Source organism: Mesoplasma melaleucae, assembly GCF_002804105.1.
Classification (GTDB): Bacteria; Bacillota_I; Bacilli_A; order Mycoplasmatales; family Mycoplasmataceae; genus Mesoplasma; species Mesoplasma melaleucae.
Window position 1 is genome coordinate 793,043 of the sequence record NZ_CP024964.1, and the last position, 16,529, is coordinate 809,571.

Annotated in this window: 16 protein-coding genes; all 16 read right to left on the bottom strand. The window is 25.9% G+C overall.

Translation table 4 applies throughout. From position 1 onward, the window contains the following. Positions 1-16: 16 nt before the first annotated feature. The 16 genes from EMELA_RS04145 to gltX all read right to left on the bottom strand — a co-directional run bounded on the left by EMELA_RS04145 (position 17) and on the right by gltX (position 16,491). On the bottom strand, positions 17-931 hold the full coding sequence (locus tag EMELA_RS04145) for a hypothetical protein (RefSeq protein ID WP_028123862.1): 915 nt from the start codon (positions 929-931) through the stop codon (positions 17-19). A 115-nt stretch (positions 932-1,046) separates the two neighbouring features. Continuing rightward, entirely contained in the window at positions 1,047-1,337 is a 291-nt protein-coding gene (locus EMELA_RS05040) for a hypothetical protein (RefSeq protein WP_028123863.1), read from the bottom strand. A gap of 354 nt (positions 1,338-1,691) precedes the next feature. Next, complete coding sequence (locus EMELA_RS04155) at positions 1,692-2,198, bottom strand: L-threonylcarbamoyladenylate synthase (protein WP_028123864.1); 507 nt, start codon at positions 2,196-2,198, stop codon at positions 1,692-1,694. Further along, positions 2,188-3,687 carry a hypothetical protein gene (locus EMELA_RS04160; protein WP_028123865.1) on the bottom strand — a complete coding sequence of 500 codons (1,500 nt, stop codon included), beginning with the start codon at positions 3,685-3,687 and terminating at the stop codon, positions 2,188-2,190. Before EMELA_RS04160 ends, EMELA_RS04155 begins: the two co-directional genes overlap by 11 nt. Positions 3,688-3,689: 2 nt before the next feature. Continuing rightward, positions 3,690-4,559, bottom strand: coding sequence for a peptide chain release factor N(5)-glutamine methyltransferase (gene prmC, locus EMELA_RS04165; protein ID WP_028123866.1), 870 nt, complete (start codon positions 4,557-4,559; stop codon positions 3,690-3,692). Further along, positions 4,549-5,643, bottom strand: a complete 1,095-nt coding sequence (gene prfA / locus EMELA_RS04170) for a peptide chain release factor 1 (RefSeq protein WP_028123867.1) — start codon at positions 5,641-5,643, stop codon at positions 4,549-4,551. Before prfA ends, prmC begins: the two co-directional genes overlap by 11 nt. A gap of 1 nt (position 5,644) precedes the next feature. Next, positions 5,645-6,256: a thymidine kinase gene (locus EMELA_RS04175; protein ID WP_028123868.1), complete on the bottom strand. Its 612-nt coding sequence runs from the start codon at positions 6,254-6,256 to the stop codon at positions 5,645-5,647. Then, positions 6,243-7,202, bottom strand: a complete 960-nt coding sequence (locus EMELA_RS04180) for a DHH family phosphoesterase (RefSeq protein WP_028123869.1) — start codon at positions 7,200-7,202, stop codon at positions 6,243-6,245. Before EMELA_RS04180 ends, EMELA_RS04175 begins: the two co-directional genes overlap by 14 nt. A gap of 9 nt (positions 7,203-7,211) precedes the next feature. Continuing rightward, positions 7,212-9,089 (bottom strand): hypothetical protein, encoded by a 1,878-nt coding sequence (locus EMELA_RS04185; RefSeq protein ID WP_028123870.1) that lies wholly within the window; start codon positions 9,087-9,089, stop codon positions 7,212-7,214. Between the two features lie 105 nt (positions 9,090-9,194). Further along, on the bottom strand, positions 9,195-9,473 hold the full coding sequence (rpmE, locus tag EMELA_RS04190; protein WP_028123871.1) for a 50S ribosomal protein L31: 279 nt from the start codon (positions 9,471-9,473) through the stop codon (positions 9,195-9,197). Between the two features lie 127 nt (positions 9,474-9,600). Beyond that, positions 9,601-10,491 carry a class II fructose-1,6-bisphosphate aldolase gene (gene fba, locus EMELA_RS04195; RefSeq protein WP_028123872.1) on the bottom strand — a complete coding sequence of 297 codons (891 nt, stop codon included), beginning with the start codon at positions 10,489-10,491 and terminating at the stop codon, positions 9,601-9,603. A gap of 364 nt (positions 10,492-10,855) precedes the next feature. Beyond that, entirely contained in the window at positions 10,856-11,371 is a 516-nt protein-coding gene (locus EMELA_RS04200) for an SIS domain-containing protein (RefSeq protein WP_157844554.1), read from the bottom strand. A 337-nt stretch (positions 11,372-11,708) separates the two neighbouring features. Next, positions 11,709-13,310 carry a CTP synthase gene (locus EMELA_RS04205; protein ID WP_028123874.1) on the bottom strand — a complete coding sequence of 534 codons (1,602 nt, stop codon included), beginning with the start codon at positions 13,308-13,310 and terminating at the stop codon, positions 11,709-11,711. Between the two features lie 81 nt (positions 13,311-13,391). Then, complete coding sequence (gene rpoE / locus EMELA_RS04210; protein ID WP_028123875.1) at positions 13,392-13,799, bottom strand: DNA-directed RNA polymerase subunit delta; 408 nt, start codon at positions 13,797-13,799, stop codon at positions 13,392-13,394. 23 nt (positions 13,800-13,822) lie between these two features. Continuing rightward, positions 13,823-15,031, bottom strand: coding sequence for an HD domain-containing protein (locus tag EMELA_RS04215; protein WP_028123876.1), 1,209 nt, complete (start codon positions 15,029-15,031; stop codon positions 13,823-13,825). Between the two features lie 11 nt (positions 15,032-15,042). Next, a complete protein-coding gene (gene gltX / locus EMELA_RS04220) occupies positions 15,043-16,491 on the bottom strand; it encodes a glutamate--tRNA ligase (protein ID WP_028123877.1) in 1,449 nt (482 codons plus the stop codon). Between the last annotated feature and the right edge of the window lie 38 nt (positions 16,492-16,529).

Consider the following 16,529-nt stretch of genomic DNA (forward strand, 5'->3'; position numbering starts at 1 on the left):
ACCGTGTGTCTTAATTTTATTTTTGTCTTGATAAGATTGGAAACATAAATTTTTTGTCTCTTAATCCTGTTGTTACTTCTTTTAAGTATAAACATGAATGCATGTCTAAACCTGTTCTAATAAATGAATCTGTTTTTGTAATATGTACGCCTTCTTTTATATCAGGCATAAAACCAAAGTCAATTCTTTTAATACCGTTTGGAACAACTATGTTTAACAACTCTGGTAAGTCAATATTATGTGGTGAAAATGATGCTATAAAATCAAATACCCCATCTTTAATTCTAAAACATACAACTGTTTCAAGAGATGGTATATATCATAAGTCTTCTTCAAAATATTTTTGAATATTATGAAACTTAACTAAACTATCGCCTTTTGTATCAAGTATGTTTGATTGTTTGCTTGAGTGAAGTAACGCTTCTTTTACTAACTCAAAATCGTGAGCTGTTGATAAATCTAATTTAACAATTTTTGAAGACTCCATTTTTTCTTTATTATTTCACGGCAAGAAAAATAAATATTCTTGTCTTCTTTCAAATCCTGATTTTTTTAAAATTTCTTCATCTTTAAGACCACAATATGAAATTAAAATATCTACTAAATTTGAATATTTATAGATTGCAGCTTCAATTAGAATTTCTTCTAAGTTTTCTTTTTGGTATGCTTCTTTGACAAAAAAGTTACCAACTTGAACTGCACTGCATTTTTCCCCACTAATGAATACATCAAATTTTAGTATCCCTAAAGCAGCAATTATTTCATTTTTTTGATTAACTATTGTGATAGGTGAGAAGTTTTCCAATTGTTTGTCCTTAAATAATCACTTTTCAAAGTTGTCATTCGGTGATCTTTTGATAAGGTTACTTAAATCCTGGTTAAAGTGCTTATTATCTTTGTGGTCAAAAACAATATCATAAGTATCTCTCATATGAACTTCTCCTTCATTTTTTTATAAATTACTTTTTTATTATATACCACTTTGGTGTGAAAATAAAATTCAAAAATTTGCTAAAAAGAGTTAATTTATTGAAAAACTTTTATTATTAAAGGTTATATTCTCTTATTATTATGTCATTTAATGGATTAAACACAAAAACTTTACATATTTTTATATTCGAATTATTTTCAATTAATTTTTTCTCAAGTATTGCTTCATACATGTATTTGGCTTCAAATGATGATTTACTAAATTTAAAAAGACATAAAAATCAATCTTTTTCTGATTTTAAAACTAAATCTACTTTTCCATAAAAATTTAAATTTGATTCAATTGATGCTAACAATAAGTTTGTTACTGAATGTGTAATTTTATGTTTATAAATAAATTTGTTCAAATCATGAACAACAAATTTAGCTAAACGTATTGCTTGTTTGTGTTATTCATCATTTTTATGAAATTTAATTGACTCAGAGTTTCTTTTTTCTATTGAGTTAAGAATTAACTCTTTTGCAATACTGTTTCTTAAAAATATTTGTTCTAATACTTTAGAAAAAGGGTTTTAAATAAAAGGAAACTCTTTTTGACATAGTTGATCAATTGTTTCAAGATTTAGTTCAAGATTTTCATCAATATAATAAGTTAAACAAAATTCTGATATCATAATTTATTTCTTTAACTAATTTTAAATTAAATGATTCTTCGTTAAATTCAAAATATTTTGAAATATCATTAATAAAATACTTTTCTTTTATCGAATTCATTCGTCTGTAATTGAATTATAAATTTTTGAAGGTTTTGTATTTGTAACTTCGCTATCAAAATAAACATTTAAGTTTAAATTAAAATTTAATAATTCCTCTTTCTTGTTTAATGCTTTATCACCATGTTTGTTTACACTTGTAGAAAATATTGGACCAACTTCATCAATAATTGTTTTAATATCTTCTCTTTCAATTAATCTTACTGCTATTGTTTGTGAATCATTATTCATTTTAAAAATCACTGTTGTTAACTTTTCAAATAATAAATCTTTTGCTTTGTTTTCAACAATATGCATACCATCTAATTGCTTTATATCACTTATCAAAACTATTAGTGGTTTATTATTTGTTGCATTCTTTAATTTATTTATTTTTACTTCATTTGTTTTATTTCAAAGTGCTGATAAACCATATATGGTATCAGTTGGTAAAATAATTACTTCATCATTTTTTAAATCTAATATAGCTTTGGAAATTTGAGTACTATTTAACATTTTTATTTCCTCTTCTTCTTTTTGCTAATCTTTCTGAGAATAAAATTTGTGCACCAACACGTTTTTTAAATATTGTTGTTCTCATAATATTTACACCAATAATTAAGAATGAAGAAATAATTAATCCAAATAAAATAATTGACTCAGACACAATATTAATTAAATTTGATCATGCAAAAGTAATATTTCCATTAATTTGATCAAGATAATATGCTTTTTCAATAAATTCGAAATTTTCACCCATAATTAAGTGTATTTTGCTAATGAAATCTTTACCTATTGTGCTTTGATTTTCAGTACTCCCATTTCATAATCCAACTAAATTTCCTACTTGAACTTTTGAAACAATATTTAAACAAGTTAAAACTAATAGGTTTGTATAAATAATAAAGTATTGAGTAATAAATAAGTTTTGAGATTTGTTTTCTCCCCTAATTGAAACAGAAATAAAATACATAAAAGTTGCGATTGTTGTTCCTAGACCTATAATTGGTAATGAGCAATAAACAAAGTAGTTACTTTCGTATTTTAAAATTCCATCAAATTTAGGATCTAACAATTGACCTTCAATTCCATATCTTTTTAAAAGTTCTTGTAAGACATGAATTGTTCTAGTTAGCATTGCTGCTTTTGTTGTTTCAAAAGAAATCATAACAACATAAATAAATTGCGGTAATAAAATACATCCTGCTGCCAAGATTGTTCAGTTAGAAATGTTTTTATCCGAGTTTTTAAATATTTTTGATAAAAATGCTCTTAATTTATTTTGATTTAATTCTTTTTTTCTTTTACTAATATAATCAATATATTTGTTAATGTTTAAGTTTTCACTTTCAACAATTACTGCATTTTGAATACTTAGCGATAGCATAAAGATAACAATAATTTGAATAAATAAAATTCATCAAATAGCATCTTCAGAAGCTCATGTGTAGCTTTCACTTCTATTTTCCGTAAATTGTTTTGAGATTTCAACAATTACTTGTGGTACTTGATAAGTTGAAGCATTTTCAGGTTGAATAATTAATGATTCAAATGTAAAGAATTCTTGAAATTTAGAAAAGTGATATTGACCTATTGAAGAAAATAAAGCTGAAATCATACAAAATAAAATTAAAACTATTCAATATCCTGTTTTAACATTATTGCTTGTTCCTGAACTGCTCAAAAATGGCTTCAACATAACAAAACCAATAATAGCTACTATAAAGAAATCTCACCCTAGATACACAGGTACAGCTATTTCTTTTTTTGCAGGCACATCAAGAATTTTTATTAATTCTGGTCAGAAATTAAAATATATTTTTAAATTTATATCTGTAAAAACTATTCAACTAAAGATATAGGTTGGAATCATTAAAACAATAAAAATAAACATACTTAAAATTGCAACTTTATATAAGTGTGCATTTTTTTCTTGAACTGTTTGATCTTTATCTTTAACTTTAAAGTTAAGTCTAAAGTTACTTTTGAATTTAACCTTCTTCAAATCTATATCTCCTTGTTAAATATTATTAAGTTTCTTCAATTATTAAAATAATCTTTTGTGAACTTTCATTTATATTTTAAACCTATTTCATTATTTAAATAAGTTTCTAATCCATCTTTTTGCTTTCATCCAATCTCAAAAACAATAATAAACTGTTCTTTAATTGCCATTATCCGATTAATATTTTTAATAACTTCTTTGTAATAAAACAAACCATTATCTTCTGCAAATAATGCTAGTTTTGGTTCATATTTTAAAGTTGAATCATCAATATTTAAATCGTTTTTATCAATATATGGCGGATTACAAACTAAAATATTAAATTTGTTTTTATCATTTAAAATATTAGTTAAAAAATCACTTTGAAATAATTCAATATTGCTTGTTGCATCATGCATTTCAACATTTTGCTTTGCAACTTTTAAAGCTTTTTTAGAAATATCACTAATAACTATTTTATTAATACTTTGTTTATTTTCTAAAAACATTGATATTCCCAAACAACCTGACCCAGTACATAGATCAAGTGCATTTAATTTATTTTTATTATTTGTTTTTATAAAATCATTAACATAATCAAGTATTTGCTCAGTTTCCATTCTGGGTATTAAAGTGTTTTTATTTACAATAATTTTATGACCTCTAAAAATTTTATAGCCTAAAATATAAGCTAAAGGTTTCCCTTTAGCTAGACTTTTTAAAATTTTAAATATGTGTTTTACTACTTTTTTAGATAAAAAATTGTTTTGATTAATAATCACTTCATTATATTCAATTTTAGTTACATATGAAATGATTTCTATTGCATCTGATCTACCTAATTTTTCATTCTGTAAAAGTTTATTTAAAACATCAATAATTTTATTTTTCATCGCTTTGAATTTGAGCTGCTACTTTTTGTTTTTGTTCATCATTAACAAGTTCAATGATAAAATCATCAATTTTGCCTTCCATTACTTGATCAAGTTTGTTTAATGTTAAACCTACTCTATGATCAGTTACACGATTTTGTGGATAGTTATAAGTTCTTATCTTTTCACTTCTAGCTCCAGTACCAACAGCGTTTTTACGTGTTGCATCTGCTTCAGCTTGTTGTTTTTCAAATTCTGCTTCATAAATTCTTGCTCTTAACATTGTCATCGCAATATCTTTGTTATCATGTTGACTTCTTCCATCTTGAGAAGCAGCTACAACTCCAGTAGGAATATGAGTAATACGCACAGCAGAATCAGTTGTATTAACGTGTTGTCCACCAGCGCCTGATGAACGGTATGTATCGATTCTTAAATCACTATTTTTGATTTCGATTTCTACATCACTCATTTCAGGTAAAACAACTACTGTTGCAGTTGATGTTTGAATTCTTCCTTTAGCTTCTGTTTTGGGTACTCTTTGAACACGGTGTGCTCCTGATTCGAATTTAAGTTTAGAATAAACTCGATCACCTTTAACCATAAATGAAACTTGTGAGAATCCACCCGCTTCAGATGGGCTTGTATCAAGCATAGTAATTTTTCAGTTTTGACCTTCTGCATATAATTTATACATTCTTAATAAGTCACCTGCAAAAATATTTGCTTCATCCCCACCAGCAGCTCCACGAATTTCAACAATAACGTTTTTATCATCATTAGGATCTTTTGGTAAAAGTAATTCTTCAATAACTTTAACAATTGGTTCAATGGCATCTTCATTTTCTGATAATTCCATTTTAGCAAGTTCAATCATTTCAGCGTCTTTTTCATTACCTAAGATTTCTTTTGCATCTGCTATTGCCTTAATTACAGTTTTATACTCAATAAATTTTTCAACAACTTCAATTAAATTGGCGTGTTCTTTATTAAGTTCTAGCATTTTTTTAACATCAGCAACAATTTCTTCAGATTGTAAATCTTTATCGATTTGTTCAACCCTTTTTTGCATAGTTTCTAATGCTTCATAAGTTTTTGGATTCATATTACTCCTTTACTATTTCATAACAATTTCTACATCTAGCTTCATAACTATCATTACCATCAACTAAAATTAATGGAGAATTTCATTCAGCTGGTTTACCATCAATGATTCTTTGAGTTCTGTTAGCAAAATTACCACATTTTTGACAAATAGCAGTTAATTTATCAACCATTTCAGCTAGTGGTAAGATTCTATCAACATTTTTAAATGGTTGATTTCTAAAATCTTTATCAAGTCCAGTTACAATTACAATAATTCCACGATCTGCAAGTTCTTCAATGTAACCAACAATTTCTTCATCAAAAAATTGAACTTCGTCAATTCCAACAACATCAACTTTTTTTTCTAAGATTTTTGCTTCTAAATGTTTTTTCAATTCTGCAGTTGAACTAACTGGTACTGATGGTAAAAGTGTTCCTGAGTGTGATACTACTTCATTTTTTGCGTATCTTGTATCAACAGCTGCTTTAAAAGCAATTAGATTTCTTTTTGCAACAGCATGTCTACGTAATCTTTTAATAAATTCTTCAGTTTTACCAGCAAACATACAACCTGTAATTAATTCAACTCAACCTAATTGTTTTTGTTCTATTGTATCTCTATTTGGTATCATATTTTTTTTTTCCTTTTGCAATAACTTTATCTAAATCTTTTACAAGTTTATCAATATCACTTAATGCTTTTAATTTACATGCACTTGCTAGTTTGTGTCCACCACCATCATATTTATTGGCAATTTTATCAATTTCATAATCTCTACTTCTGATTGAAACTTTAATTTCATCATCTAATTCAATAACTAGAACTCAGATTTTAATTTCATCGATTCCACTCATTGTTCCTAAAGCTGATTTAATTTCATCGTATGAATAATTTCAAGGTTTTTGATCTTTTTTAGTAATAGTAATATGTCCTACACCTTTTTCTGATAATTGTAATTTTGAAAAAGCAAAGTTTGCATATTTTTTTCTTTTTAAATCTGATACGAATAATGAATCATGAACTTGTTTTAAATTAGCTCCATTTTCAAGTAATACTTTTGCAGCATTAAAAGTTTTGTAGCTTGTATTTGGGAATAAGAACCTTCCACTATCTGTTACTAATCCCTTGTATAAATTTGAAGCAGCATTAGAATTTCATTTTAATTTCATTACTTCTGCTCATAAAGTTATAACTTCTGTACATGCTATTGCAGTCTCATGCACAATTTCATTTTTTGCATATGGATCAATGTTTACATGGTGATCAATTTTAAAAGTTTCTTCGGCTAAGTCATATCTATCAAAATCTAATCTTGATTTTGTTGCTGTATCAACTATTATTACTAAAGCTGATTTAATAAATTTATCAGTTATGTTATCTTCTCAAAAATCAACATTATCATCTAATCTATCACCAGGCACAACAATTGTTTTACCTTTATAATTTTCTTGAATTAAATAAGCAAGCCCCATTGAGCTACCTTGAGCATCTCAATCTGGTCTAATGTGTTTTAAAATTATAATATTTTTATATTTCTTAATTTTTGCAACTAACAGTTTGTAATTTGTTTCTTTCATTTTTTCTCCTTATATTATTGCTGATATAGAACGTTCTTCAAGATAAAGAACAACTTCAGTCTCTCTTTCAAATGATTTATCTTTTGAATAAAAATAAACTTTTGTTTTATTTCGTGTTACACCAAAATACATGTTTTTATCATGATATTTATTAGCCCTAATAATTCTAACATTTATTGGCACAGAATTATTCTCAATAAATTCTGTTGAGATCTGTAGCGGATTAACAAAGATGAACCCAGAATCATTAAATTTTTTTGACTTAACATTTCATAATCTATTTTCAATATCAATTAGATTATCTGTTTCTTTTGAGAAAGCAAATACATTTGATTCACCCAACTCATTTTTGCAAATATCAACTAAGTTTTTTTCAAAGAATTCAGTTGTTGCAGTTTTAACTAATTCATCATTTTTTAATCAGTAGATTTTTTTTGATTTTCCTAAATCATTTATTGTAAATGTTTTTGAGTGCATAATAATGAACGCTATTTCTGGATAGAACTTATTAATTTTTTTAATTGTTTCAAATAACATTTCATAATCTTTACTTGTTAATAAATGTAAAAAGTCAGATATAAAAATATTCTTCTTCCCTAAATTAATAGCTTTTAAAATTTTAACATAAATCATATTTAACGAAGATAGCTTGAAAGACCCTTTTAAGAATCATTCAAAGTTAATGTCCAAGTTTTTAAAGTTAGATTCCATTCAATTCTCAGCTTGTTTTACAACAGGCACAATTTGTTTTTTATAATGTTTTCTTAATGACAAGAATTCATTTTTATTACCATATTTTATTTCACCAGTTAAAATCAATTTATGATAATTATGAATATTTGAAATTATGAATTTTGTTAGCAATGTTGTTTCAGTTTTAATAAAGTTAAATAAAAATATTTTTTCTGAGTTATTTTGATCAGCAAATTTATCAACAATAATTTTTTTCCAATTAGCAAGTTCAGCTGATATATCTTGTTGTACTTCTTTTGAAACTGAATATATTTTATAGAATTTATCTAATTCAAATTTGAATTGAGACAAAATTGTTCTTTTTCTAAAAGTTAAAATAATACTTTCAAGTCTTAATTTGTTTAATCTTATGTTTAAAAACTTTAATTGTTTTTCCACAATAAACTTAGTTTGTTTATATTCAAATAAGCCTTTTCTTTTTCTCAATAATTTGTTATTTGATTTTTTTGTATTATATTCACAAGTACATGAATCTCTTAGTTCATTAAGAGAATCAATTTTGTCATATAAAACTTGAACAAATTTAAATTCCATTCTATTAAACAAAATTTCTTTTTCAATGTCATGTTTAGCTTTTGACAAAACTTTAACTTGTGGCGAAAATTCTTCAAACAGCTTTTGTGCCATTGTTTCATTTAAAGTAGCTACTGATTCATCTAAATTTTTAATTTTTTTTTCATGAGACTCATTTAAGAATTTAAGAAATTTATTAATTGCTTCATCAATATCTCTTCTTAGCTTTAAATCTGAAAGATCATTTTTTAAATCTAATAAAGATAAATAATCATATTTCTTTTCTGCGTATTTAATTCTTGATTTTCTTAAAAATTGTAAATCTGAAAGCAATGAAAGCGCAAGAATTCATTTTGTGGGAATTAAACGTTCAAATCAAGTATCTGTTTTAATGTATTCTGTGTGTCGTTTAATAAAGTTTTTATTAATGATATCTTTATCATCAACTTGATATCTTCCAGTTTTATTTTTTTGGCGACCTAAAATAAGTTTTTTAAATGATTTTTGTTTTTCGTCATCTAAGTAAATATTAGTTATTTCCCCAGATTTAGATTCAAAATCAATTTTTTTTATTGTTTCTTTGCTGTTTAAGGGGATGAAATTTTTAATTTTATATGACATGAAAAATCCTCTTTCTATTAAAGACATAACATTTATTATATTTTAAATCATTTGATGTCTTAATAAAACAGATTTATAAATAAAAGACCACTATTGTGGTCTCGATTATTTATTTTCTTTATTTTTTGATTTTTGGTATTCAGAATTTTTTTGAGCAGTTGCATTAATTGCTTCTTTTCTTGCAAATTTTGATTTAAATTGTTCAACACGACCTGTTGTGTTTGCAAAGTTTTGTGCTCCTGAGAAAAATGGGTGACAATTTGAACAAAGATCAATTCTCATTTCTTCTCTTTTTGTAGTTCCACAAATAAATTCATTAGCACATGTTGTACAAATAAATTTTGCTTCCTCAAAGTATTTTGGTTGAATATCTTTTTTTGGCATAGATGTATCTCCTTTCACACTATGTTTTCATTTAGATACTTTTTCAGTACTTAGAAATTATATAACATTTTTATTTAAAAGAACAAACAAAAAACCGCTTTCGCAATTTTTAATTAAAATATTTAGATTAAGCTTTTCCTTTGCATCTAAATCATCCAGTTAATTCGTTGAATGTTTCTTTTAATGCTTGGTATCCAGGATTTAATAATTTTCTTGGGTCAAATCCTTTTGCTTTATTATCTAAGTCTTTTCCAGCTTCTATGTATTTTCTTGTTGCATCTCTAAATGCTAATTGTAATTCAGTATTAACATTGATTTTTGAAATTCCCATTGAGATTGCTTTTTCAACTTGATCTTGAGGGATTCCACTTCCACCATGTAATACCATTGGCATTTTACATGCTGATTGTAAAGCTTCTAAAGTATCGAATGATAAACCTGTTCATCATTCTGGGTATTTACCGTGAATGTTTCCGATTCCTGCTGCTAGCATTGAAATTCCTGTTTTTGAAATTTCAGTTGCTTGAGTTGGGTCTCCTAATTCACCGTTTCCTACAACTCCATCTTCTTCTCCACCGATTGATCCAATTTCAGCTTCAACTGAAATTTCGTGTTCATTAGCGAAAATTAATAATTCTTTAGTTTTAGCTAAGTTTTCTTCGTATGGTAAGTGTGATCCATCAAACATAACTGATGAGTAACCAGCTAAAATACATTTTTTAGCCATTTCGATTGATTGTCCGTGGTCTAAGTGTAATGCAACTGGTACAGTAATGTTTAATTCATCTAATAATCCATTAACCATTCCTACAACAGTAATTGGTCCACCCATGTATTTAATAGCACCTTCACTTGTTCCTAAGATAACTGGTGTATTTGAAGCTTGAGCTGCTTCTAAAATTGCTTTAGTTCATTCTAAGTTATTGATGTTAAAGTGACCGATTGCATATTTGTTTTCGTGTGCTGCTTTAACCATAGCTGTAGCATTAACTAATTTTTCATGATATAGTCTTGTCATTTAATTTTCCTCTTTCTTTAAACTTCTATAAAATTATACAACTTTATAACTTTTAAAAAAATAATTTTAATTTATCTGGGTAAATTGTTTATTTGGTGCAAAGTGCAAGATTTACAATTTCCAGTAGTAATTTACTGAAAAAATTGTATGTGAACGTCTTTTGTTACATTTATTTTATCATTTTTAATAAAAAAGCAACACAAAATAAAGAAATCGTTAAATTTTCATTTTTTGTACACAAGGTACTTTTATTTGTACATTTTATGTTGTTTTATCATGTCAATATATTTAGCAAACTTAGAATCAGCAAAAGCAATGACCACATTTTAACTTCAATTTTATTTAAAAAATGGAAAAATATCCATTACTTGTTTTGCCATTTTCATTCTTCAATTACATCAACTTCAGGTAATATATTTTTTAGCATTTCCTTAAAAATCATTTCAATTGCTAAATTCATACATGCTTTTGAAGTAAAAGAGAATGATCTAAATTTTGCATCTGATGATGATACTTTAATACAAACATCAACTTTATCATTTCAATTATTTTCGAATTCACCAGTTAATAAAATAATTTTTATTTTCTTTGAAATCGCTTTTTCAATAAATTTTGATATTTCATTTTTATTCATTGAACAAGAAATTACTATTAATACGTCATTTTTACTTATGAAATTTAAATTAATAATTTGTTGATGTCAGTCTAAACTTAACATTACATTTTTTCCAACTCTAGTTAATTTATATTCAAAAAGATATTTAAGTGAGTAATTCCCACAAAGAGATGCAATGTTTATTTTTTCTGCTTTTACTAATATATTTGAAGCTTTAATTATTTTATTATCATCAATATTATTTAATGTGTTTGTTATATCCAATAACATTTTTTCTTTGTTATCAGATAAATTATTTTTTTTCGTAATTACTTTTAAAATATATTTTAATTTTTTTGTAAAGTTTTTCTTTAAAAGTTTTGTAATTACCTTGTGGATAAAGGTCATTTATAAATCTTGTTGTAGTTGGTTGAAAAGCTTTACTTACTTCTGCTAACTCAGTAATACTTAAATCAAATTTATTATTTTTGTTATTTCTTTTATTATTGTTTCTGCTATTCTTTTTTGAGATTTTTGATCTTCTATGCTTGCTTTATAAACTTTTTCAATAATTAAAAAAACCTCCTTTTACACAATAATGATATATCAAACATAAGGGTTTTTATTTATTTTTATTTATTATAGCCTCAACAAAACCTTTGAATAACGGATTTGGTTTATTTGGTCTTGATGTAAATTCTGGATGAAACTGACTTCCTACAAAAAATGGGTGATTTCGTAATTCAATCATTTCAACCAATTTTTTCTCTTCATAAATTCCTGAGAATACTAATCCCTTTTCTTCTAAAACTTCTTTGTATGCATTATTAAATTCATATCTATGTCTATGTCTTTCAAACACTTCATTAGTTCCATATAATTTTTCAATTAATGTTCCTTTTTTAATTGATGTTTTATAAGAAGCCCCTAATCTTAATGTTCCACCTAAATTTTGAACATCAATTCCTCTAATAAAATCAAAAATTGGTTTTGCACCTGAATTATCAAATTCTGTTGAGTTTGCTTCTGGTAAATTTAAAAAATCTCTAGCCATTGAAATGGTTGCAACTTGCATTCCCAAACAAATACCTAAATAAGGAATGTTATTTTCTCTTGCATATTTTGAAGCTAAGATCATTCCTTCAATCCCACGGTCTCCAAAACCACCAGGAACTAATATACCTTTGGCATTTTGTAAAACTTCTTTATAATTATTTTCATTTAGCTTGTCAGCTTGTATTCAATTAATTTTTAGTTTTCTATTAAACTCATAACCTGAGATTTTTAATGATTCAATTACTGAAAGATATGCATCTTGTAATTCAATATATTTACCAACAAATGTAACTTCAAATTCTTCTTTTGATTTATTAATTTTTTCAATAAATTTAATTCAAGAAGACATATCAGTTTTTTTAGTTTTAATTTGTAACTGGTCTAACACTAATCCATGTAAATTTTGTTTATACATTTCTAAAGGCACTTCATAAATTGATTCTTTATCAATTGCATCAATTACGTTATTAGTTGGAATATTACAAAATAAAGAAATTTTTTCTTTAATATCTTTTGAAGAATGCTTGTCTGTTCTTTGCACAATAATATCTGGTTGAATTCCTAAACTTAATAATTCTTTAACTGACATTTGAATTGGTTTAGTTTTATATTCTTTTGAAGCACTTAAATATAATAGCAATGCAACATGAATGAATACAACATTTTCTTTTCCTTGTTCCATTCTAATTTGTCTAATAGCTTCTATAAAAGGTTGTGATTCGATATCTCCAACAGTTCCACCAATTTCTGAAATAATTACATCAGCTTCAGATGTTTTTGCTGCTTGATACACTTTGTTTTTGATTGAATCAGTAATATGAGGAACAACTTGAATTGTTTGCCCTCCTCAGTCTCCGCGTCTTTCAGCATTAATTGCTTCTAAATAAATTCGACCAGCTGATGTTGATGACATTTTTGTTAACTTTTCATCTATAAATCTTTCGTAGTGACCTAAATCTAAATCAGTTTCTCCACCATCATCTGTTACAAACACTTCTCCATGTTGATAAGGACTCATTGTGCCTGGATCCACGTTTAAATAAGGATCAAATTTTTGCATAAAAACTTTTAACCCACTTGCTTTTAATAAATTACCTAATGAACTAGCGGTAATTCCTTTTCCTAATCCTGAAACTACCCCACCTGTTACAAACACAAACTTTGCCATAATTGTTTACTCCTTTTTTTAAAAAAAATAAAAAAGTTGCTAAAACATAAAAGTCGCAACTTTATTTTTAAATATTATATATTAATCTTCATCCTCATCAAAATAAACTATTGTTGAATCATCATCTTCTTCTTCAACAAAAAGATCATCATATACTGCAGGATCTTCATCATCTTCATCCACGATAGTTGGTTCTTCAGTATCATCATCAGAATCAACTTTTTTTTTCTTAATAGGTTTAGAGTCAAATTTTTTCTTAACGTCTTCAATTTTTGAATCGTCGCTTAATCCTCATTCACCTTTTGTAGAAAGGGCGAACCTTACATCAAGTACTAAATCACTGTATAGATCAGCAATCGCTTCGCTTTCATCATTTTTATGATTGACTGCTTTATTTTTGATAGCATGTCAAATGACCATTAATTTAACTGGATTTTTACGCTTTTTCAAAAATTCATAAGCTAAATCAATATTTGATAAACTTTGCATTTTATTCACCCTTACTTTCTTATCTACATTACTTCTTTTGGGAAAAAGTATTTTTTAACTATTTTTTCTTCTTCAATTTGTTTAACTGTGTTAGCTAATAAACTAAACTTAGTTAATGATTTAACAACATTATTTTTATCAATTATATAAATTGTCTGATCTTTACCATCAATTAGTCCATCTTTATAAATACTTGGTCTTTTGATTTTAGGTTCAATAAAGTAGTATTTCAATTCTTTACCTTCTTCTTTTAGTAAAGCTTTAATTTCTCTAATTTTAAATTCATCTGCTTCTTTTAATTTCAAGAAATTTCTATTAAATATTCTTGATGATAAATCACTTAAGATATGATCATTTTCATTCTTACAATTTTTGATGATATCAACCATTGTAAAATCATCTAAAATTAAGTATAAATCTATTGGAATATTTTTTCCATCAAAAATATAATTAAAATAATATTTTATTCTTGAATCTTTAAAATCAAATCCATCATTATTTAAATCAACAATTCTTTCAAATCAACTAACTAGTGTAACATCAAAAGCTATTGATATAGTATGTTCATAAACTTGTTTGTACATAAGGTATCTTCCAAGCAAGTATGATTCAATTGCATGAATTGTTTTTTTAGGGAAAACAATTTTATTATCTACTATTCTTACATTTCTAATTAAAAATTCAGTATCAACTGAAACATAGTTTACTCCACAATAATATGAATCTCTCATTAGATAATCAATTCGATCTGCATCTAATTGACTGCTAACTAATAAATTTAAAACCTTATTTGGATATTTACCTTCTAAAATAGCAATTACATCTTCAGGATTTACTTTATGTTTTTTCAATATTTTTGCAATATTTCCATTGGGGTTTTTGATAATATCAGCACTATACTCTTCATGACTTCTTTTAGTTATTTTTTCAAAAGTATGTGAAAATGGTCCATGACCAATATCATGCATTAATCCTGCTAGTAAAACAATTTTTTTCTCTTTATCAGAAATCTTAGCAAAATTAGGAGTTTGCAAAAATTGATAAATAATATGATAAACTCCAATACAATGAGTAAATCTTGTATGTGAAGCTCCTGCATAAGCATATTGAGCTCCTCCTAGTTGAAGAACTCTTCTTAAACGTTGCATTTCAGGTGAATTAATAATTTCTATGAATATTTCATCATAAATAAAAATATCACCGTGCACACTATCTCTAAAAACTTTTTCCATAAAAACACCGCCTATTTAGTTTCAACTATATTTGCTAAAACTTTTTCTTTCCCTAGTAAGTAAATAACATCTGCTAAAGAAGGTCCTTGCTCAGAATGTGATGACACAATTCTAATTGGCATAAATAAATCTTTTCCTTTTTTTGATGTTGCTTCACTAACTGCTTTAATTAATTCTTTTATGTTTTCAACTGTTCATTCTGATAAGTTATTAATTTGTTTTTCAAATTCTTTTACAATAACATCGTTGTTTTCAATTGCGTTTAACACTGCTAAAGTTTCTGCTGAAATTTTGACATCGTTAAAGAATATATCTAAATGATTATTAATTTGTTCTGCAAATTCTAATTCTTTTTTGAATAGTAAAAGCACTTGGTTTAATCATGTTTCAGATTTAGAAGCTATATTAAATCTAGTTTGATCAACATATTTTTTAGTAAATTTTAAATATTCTTCTTCTGTTAAAGTTTTCATGTATTGAGAATTAATTCATTTCATTTTAGTCATATCAAATGTTGAAGGAGATTTACTAAAACGTTTATCATCAAACATTGAGATTAATTCTGTTTTTGATAATAATTCTTTTTCTCCAACTGGTGATCATCCTAATAATGAAATATAGTTAAACATTGCTTCAGGTAAGTATCCTTGATTTTTGTATTGTTCAATAAAGAATAATGCATTACCACTTCTTTTAGATAATTTCTTACCTGTTGAATCAATAATTAATGACATATGTCCAAATTCAGGAGTAACTCATCCAAATGCTTTATAAATTAAGATTTGTCTTGGTGTATTTGAAATATGTTCTTCACCTCTTAAAACGTGAGTAATTTGCATATCATAATCATCAACCACAACAGCAAAGTTATAAGTAGCAATTTTATTTGATTTTAAAATAACAAAATCACCTAACTCTTTTGAATCAAAAGTAATATCACCTTTAATAAAGTCTTTAATATTTAAAGTTGTTTTTGGCACTAAAAATTTAATTGAAAAATCTTTATTTAATTTTAAGTTATTATCAATTTCTTCTTTTGATAATATAGCACATTTACCTGAATACTTAGTTGCAACTATTCCTCTAGCTACTTGATCTTCATAATCTTTTTCTAATTCTTCAGTAGTACAAAAACAACGGTATGCTTTGTTTTGCATAATTAAATCATTTGCTAATTCTTCATATCTTCCAAATTTTTGTGATTGCATATATTTACCATATTTAGCATCACCAGGATTTATGAATGACTCATCATCAATAATTCCTAATCAGTTTAAGTTTTCAAATTGTGACTCAATGGCACCTTCAACATTTCTTTCTAAATCAGTATCTTCTATTCTTACAATAAAATCTCCATTGTAATGTTTAGCAAATAAATAATTCATTAAGGCTGTTCTTGTGTTACCAATGTGTAAAAACCCAGTTGGTGAAGGGGCATATCTTAATCTAAATTTAGCCATGTGATCTCCTTTATAACTTTAAAACTTTATTTATTTTA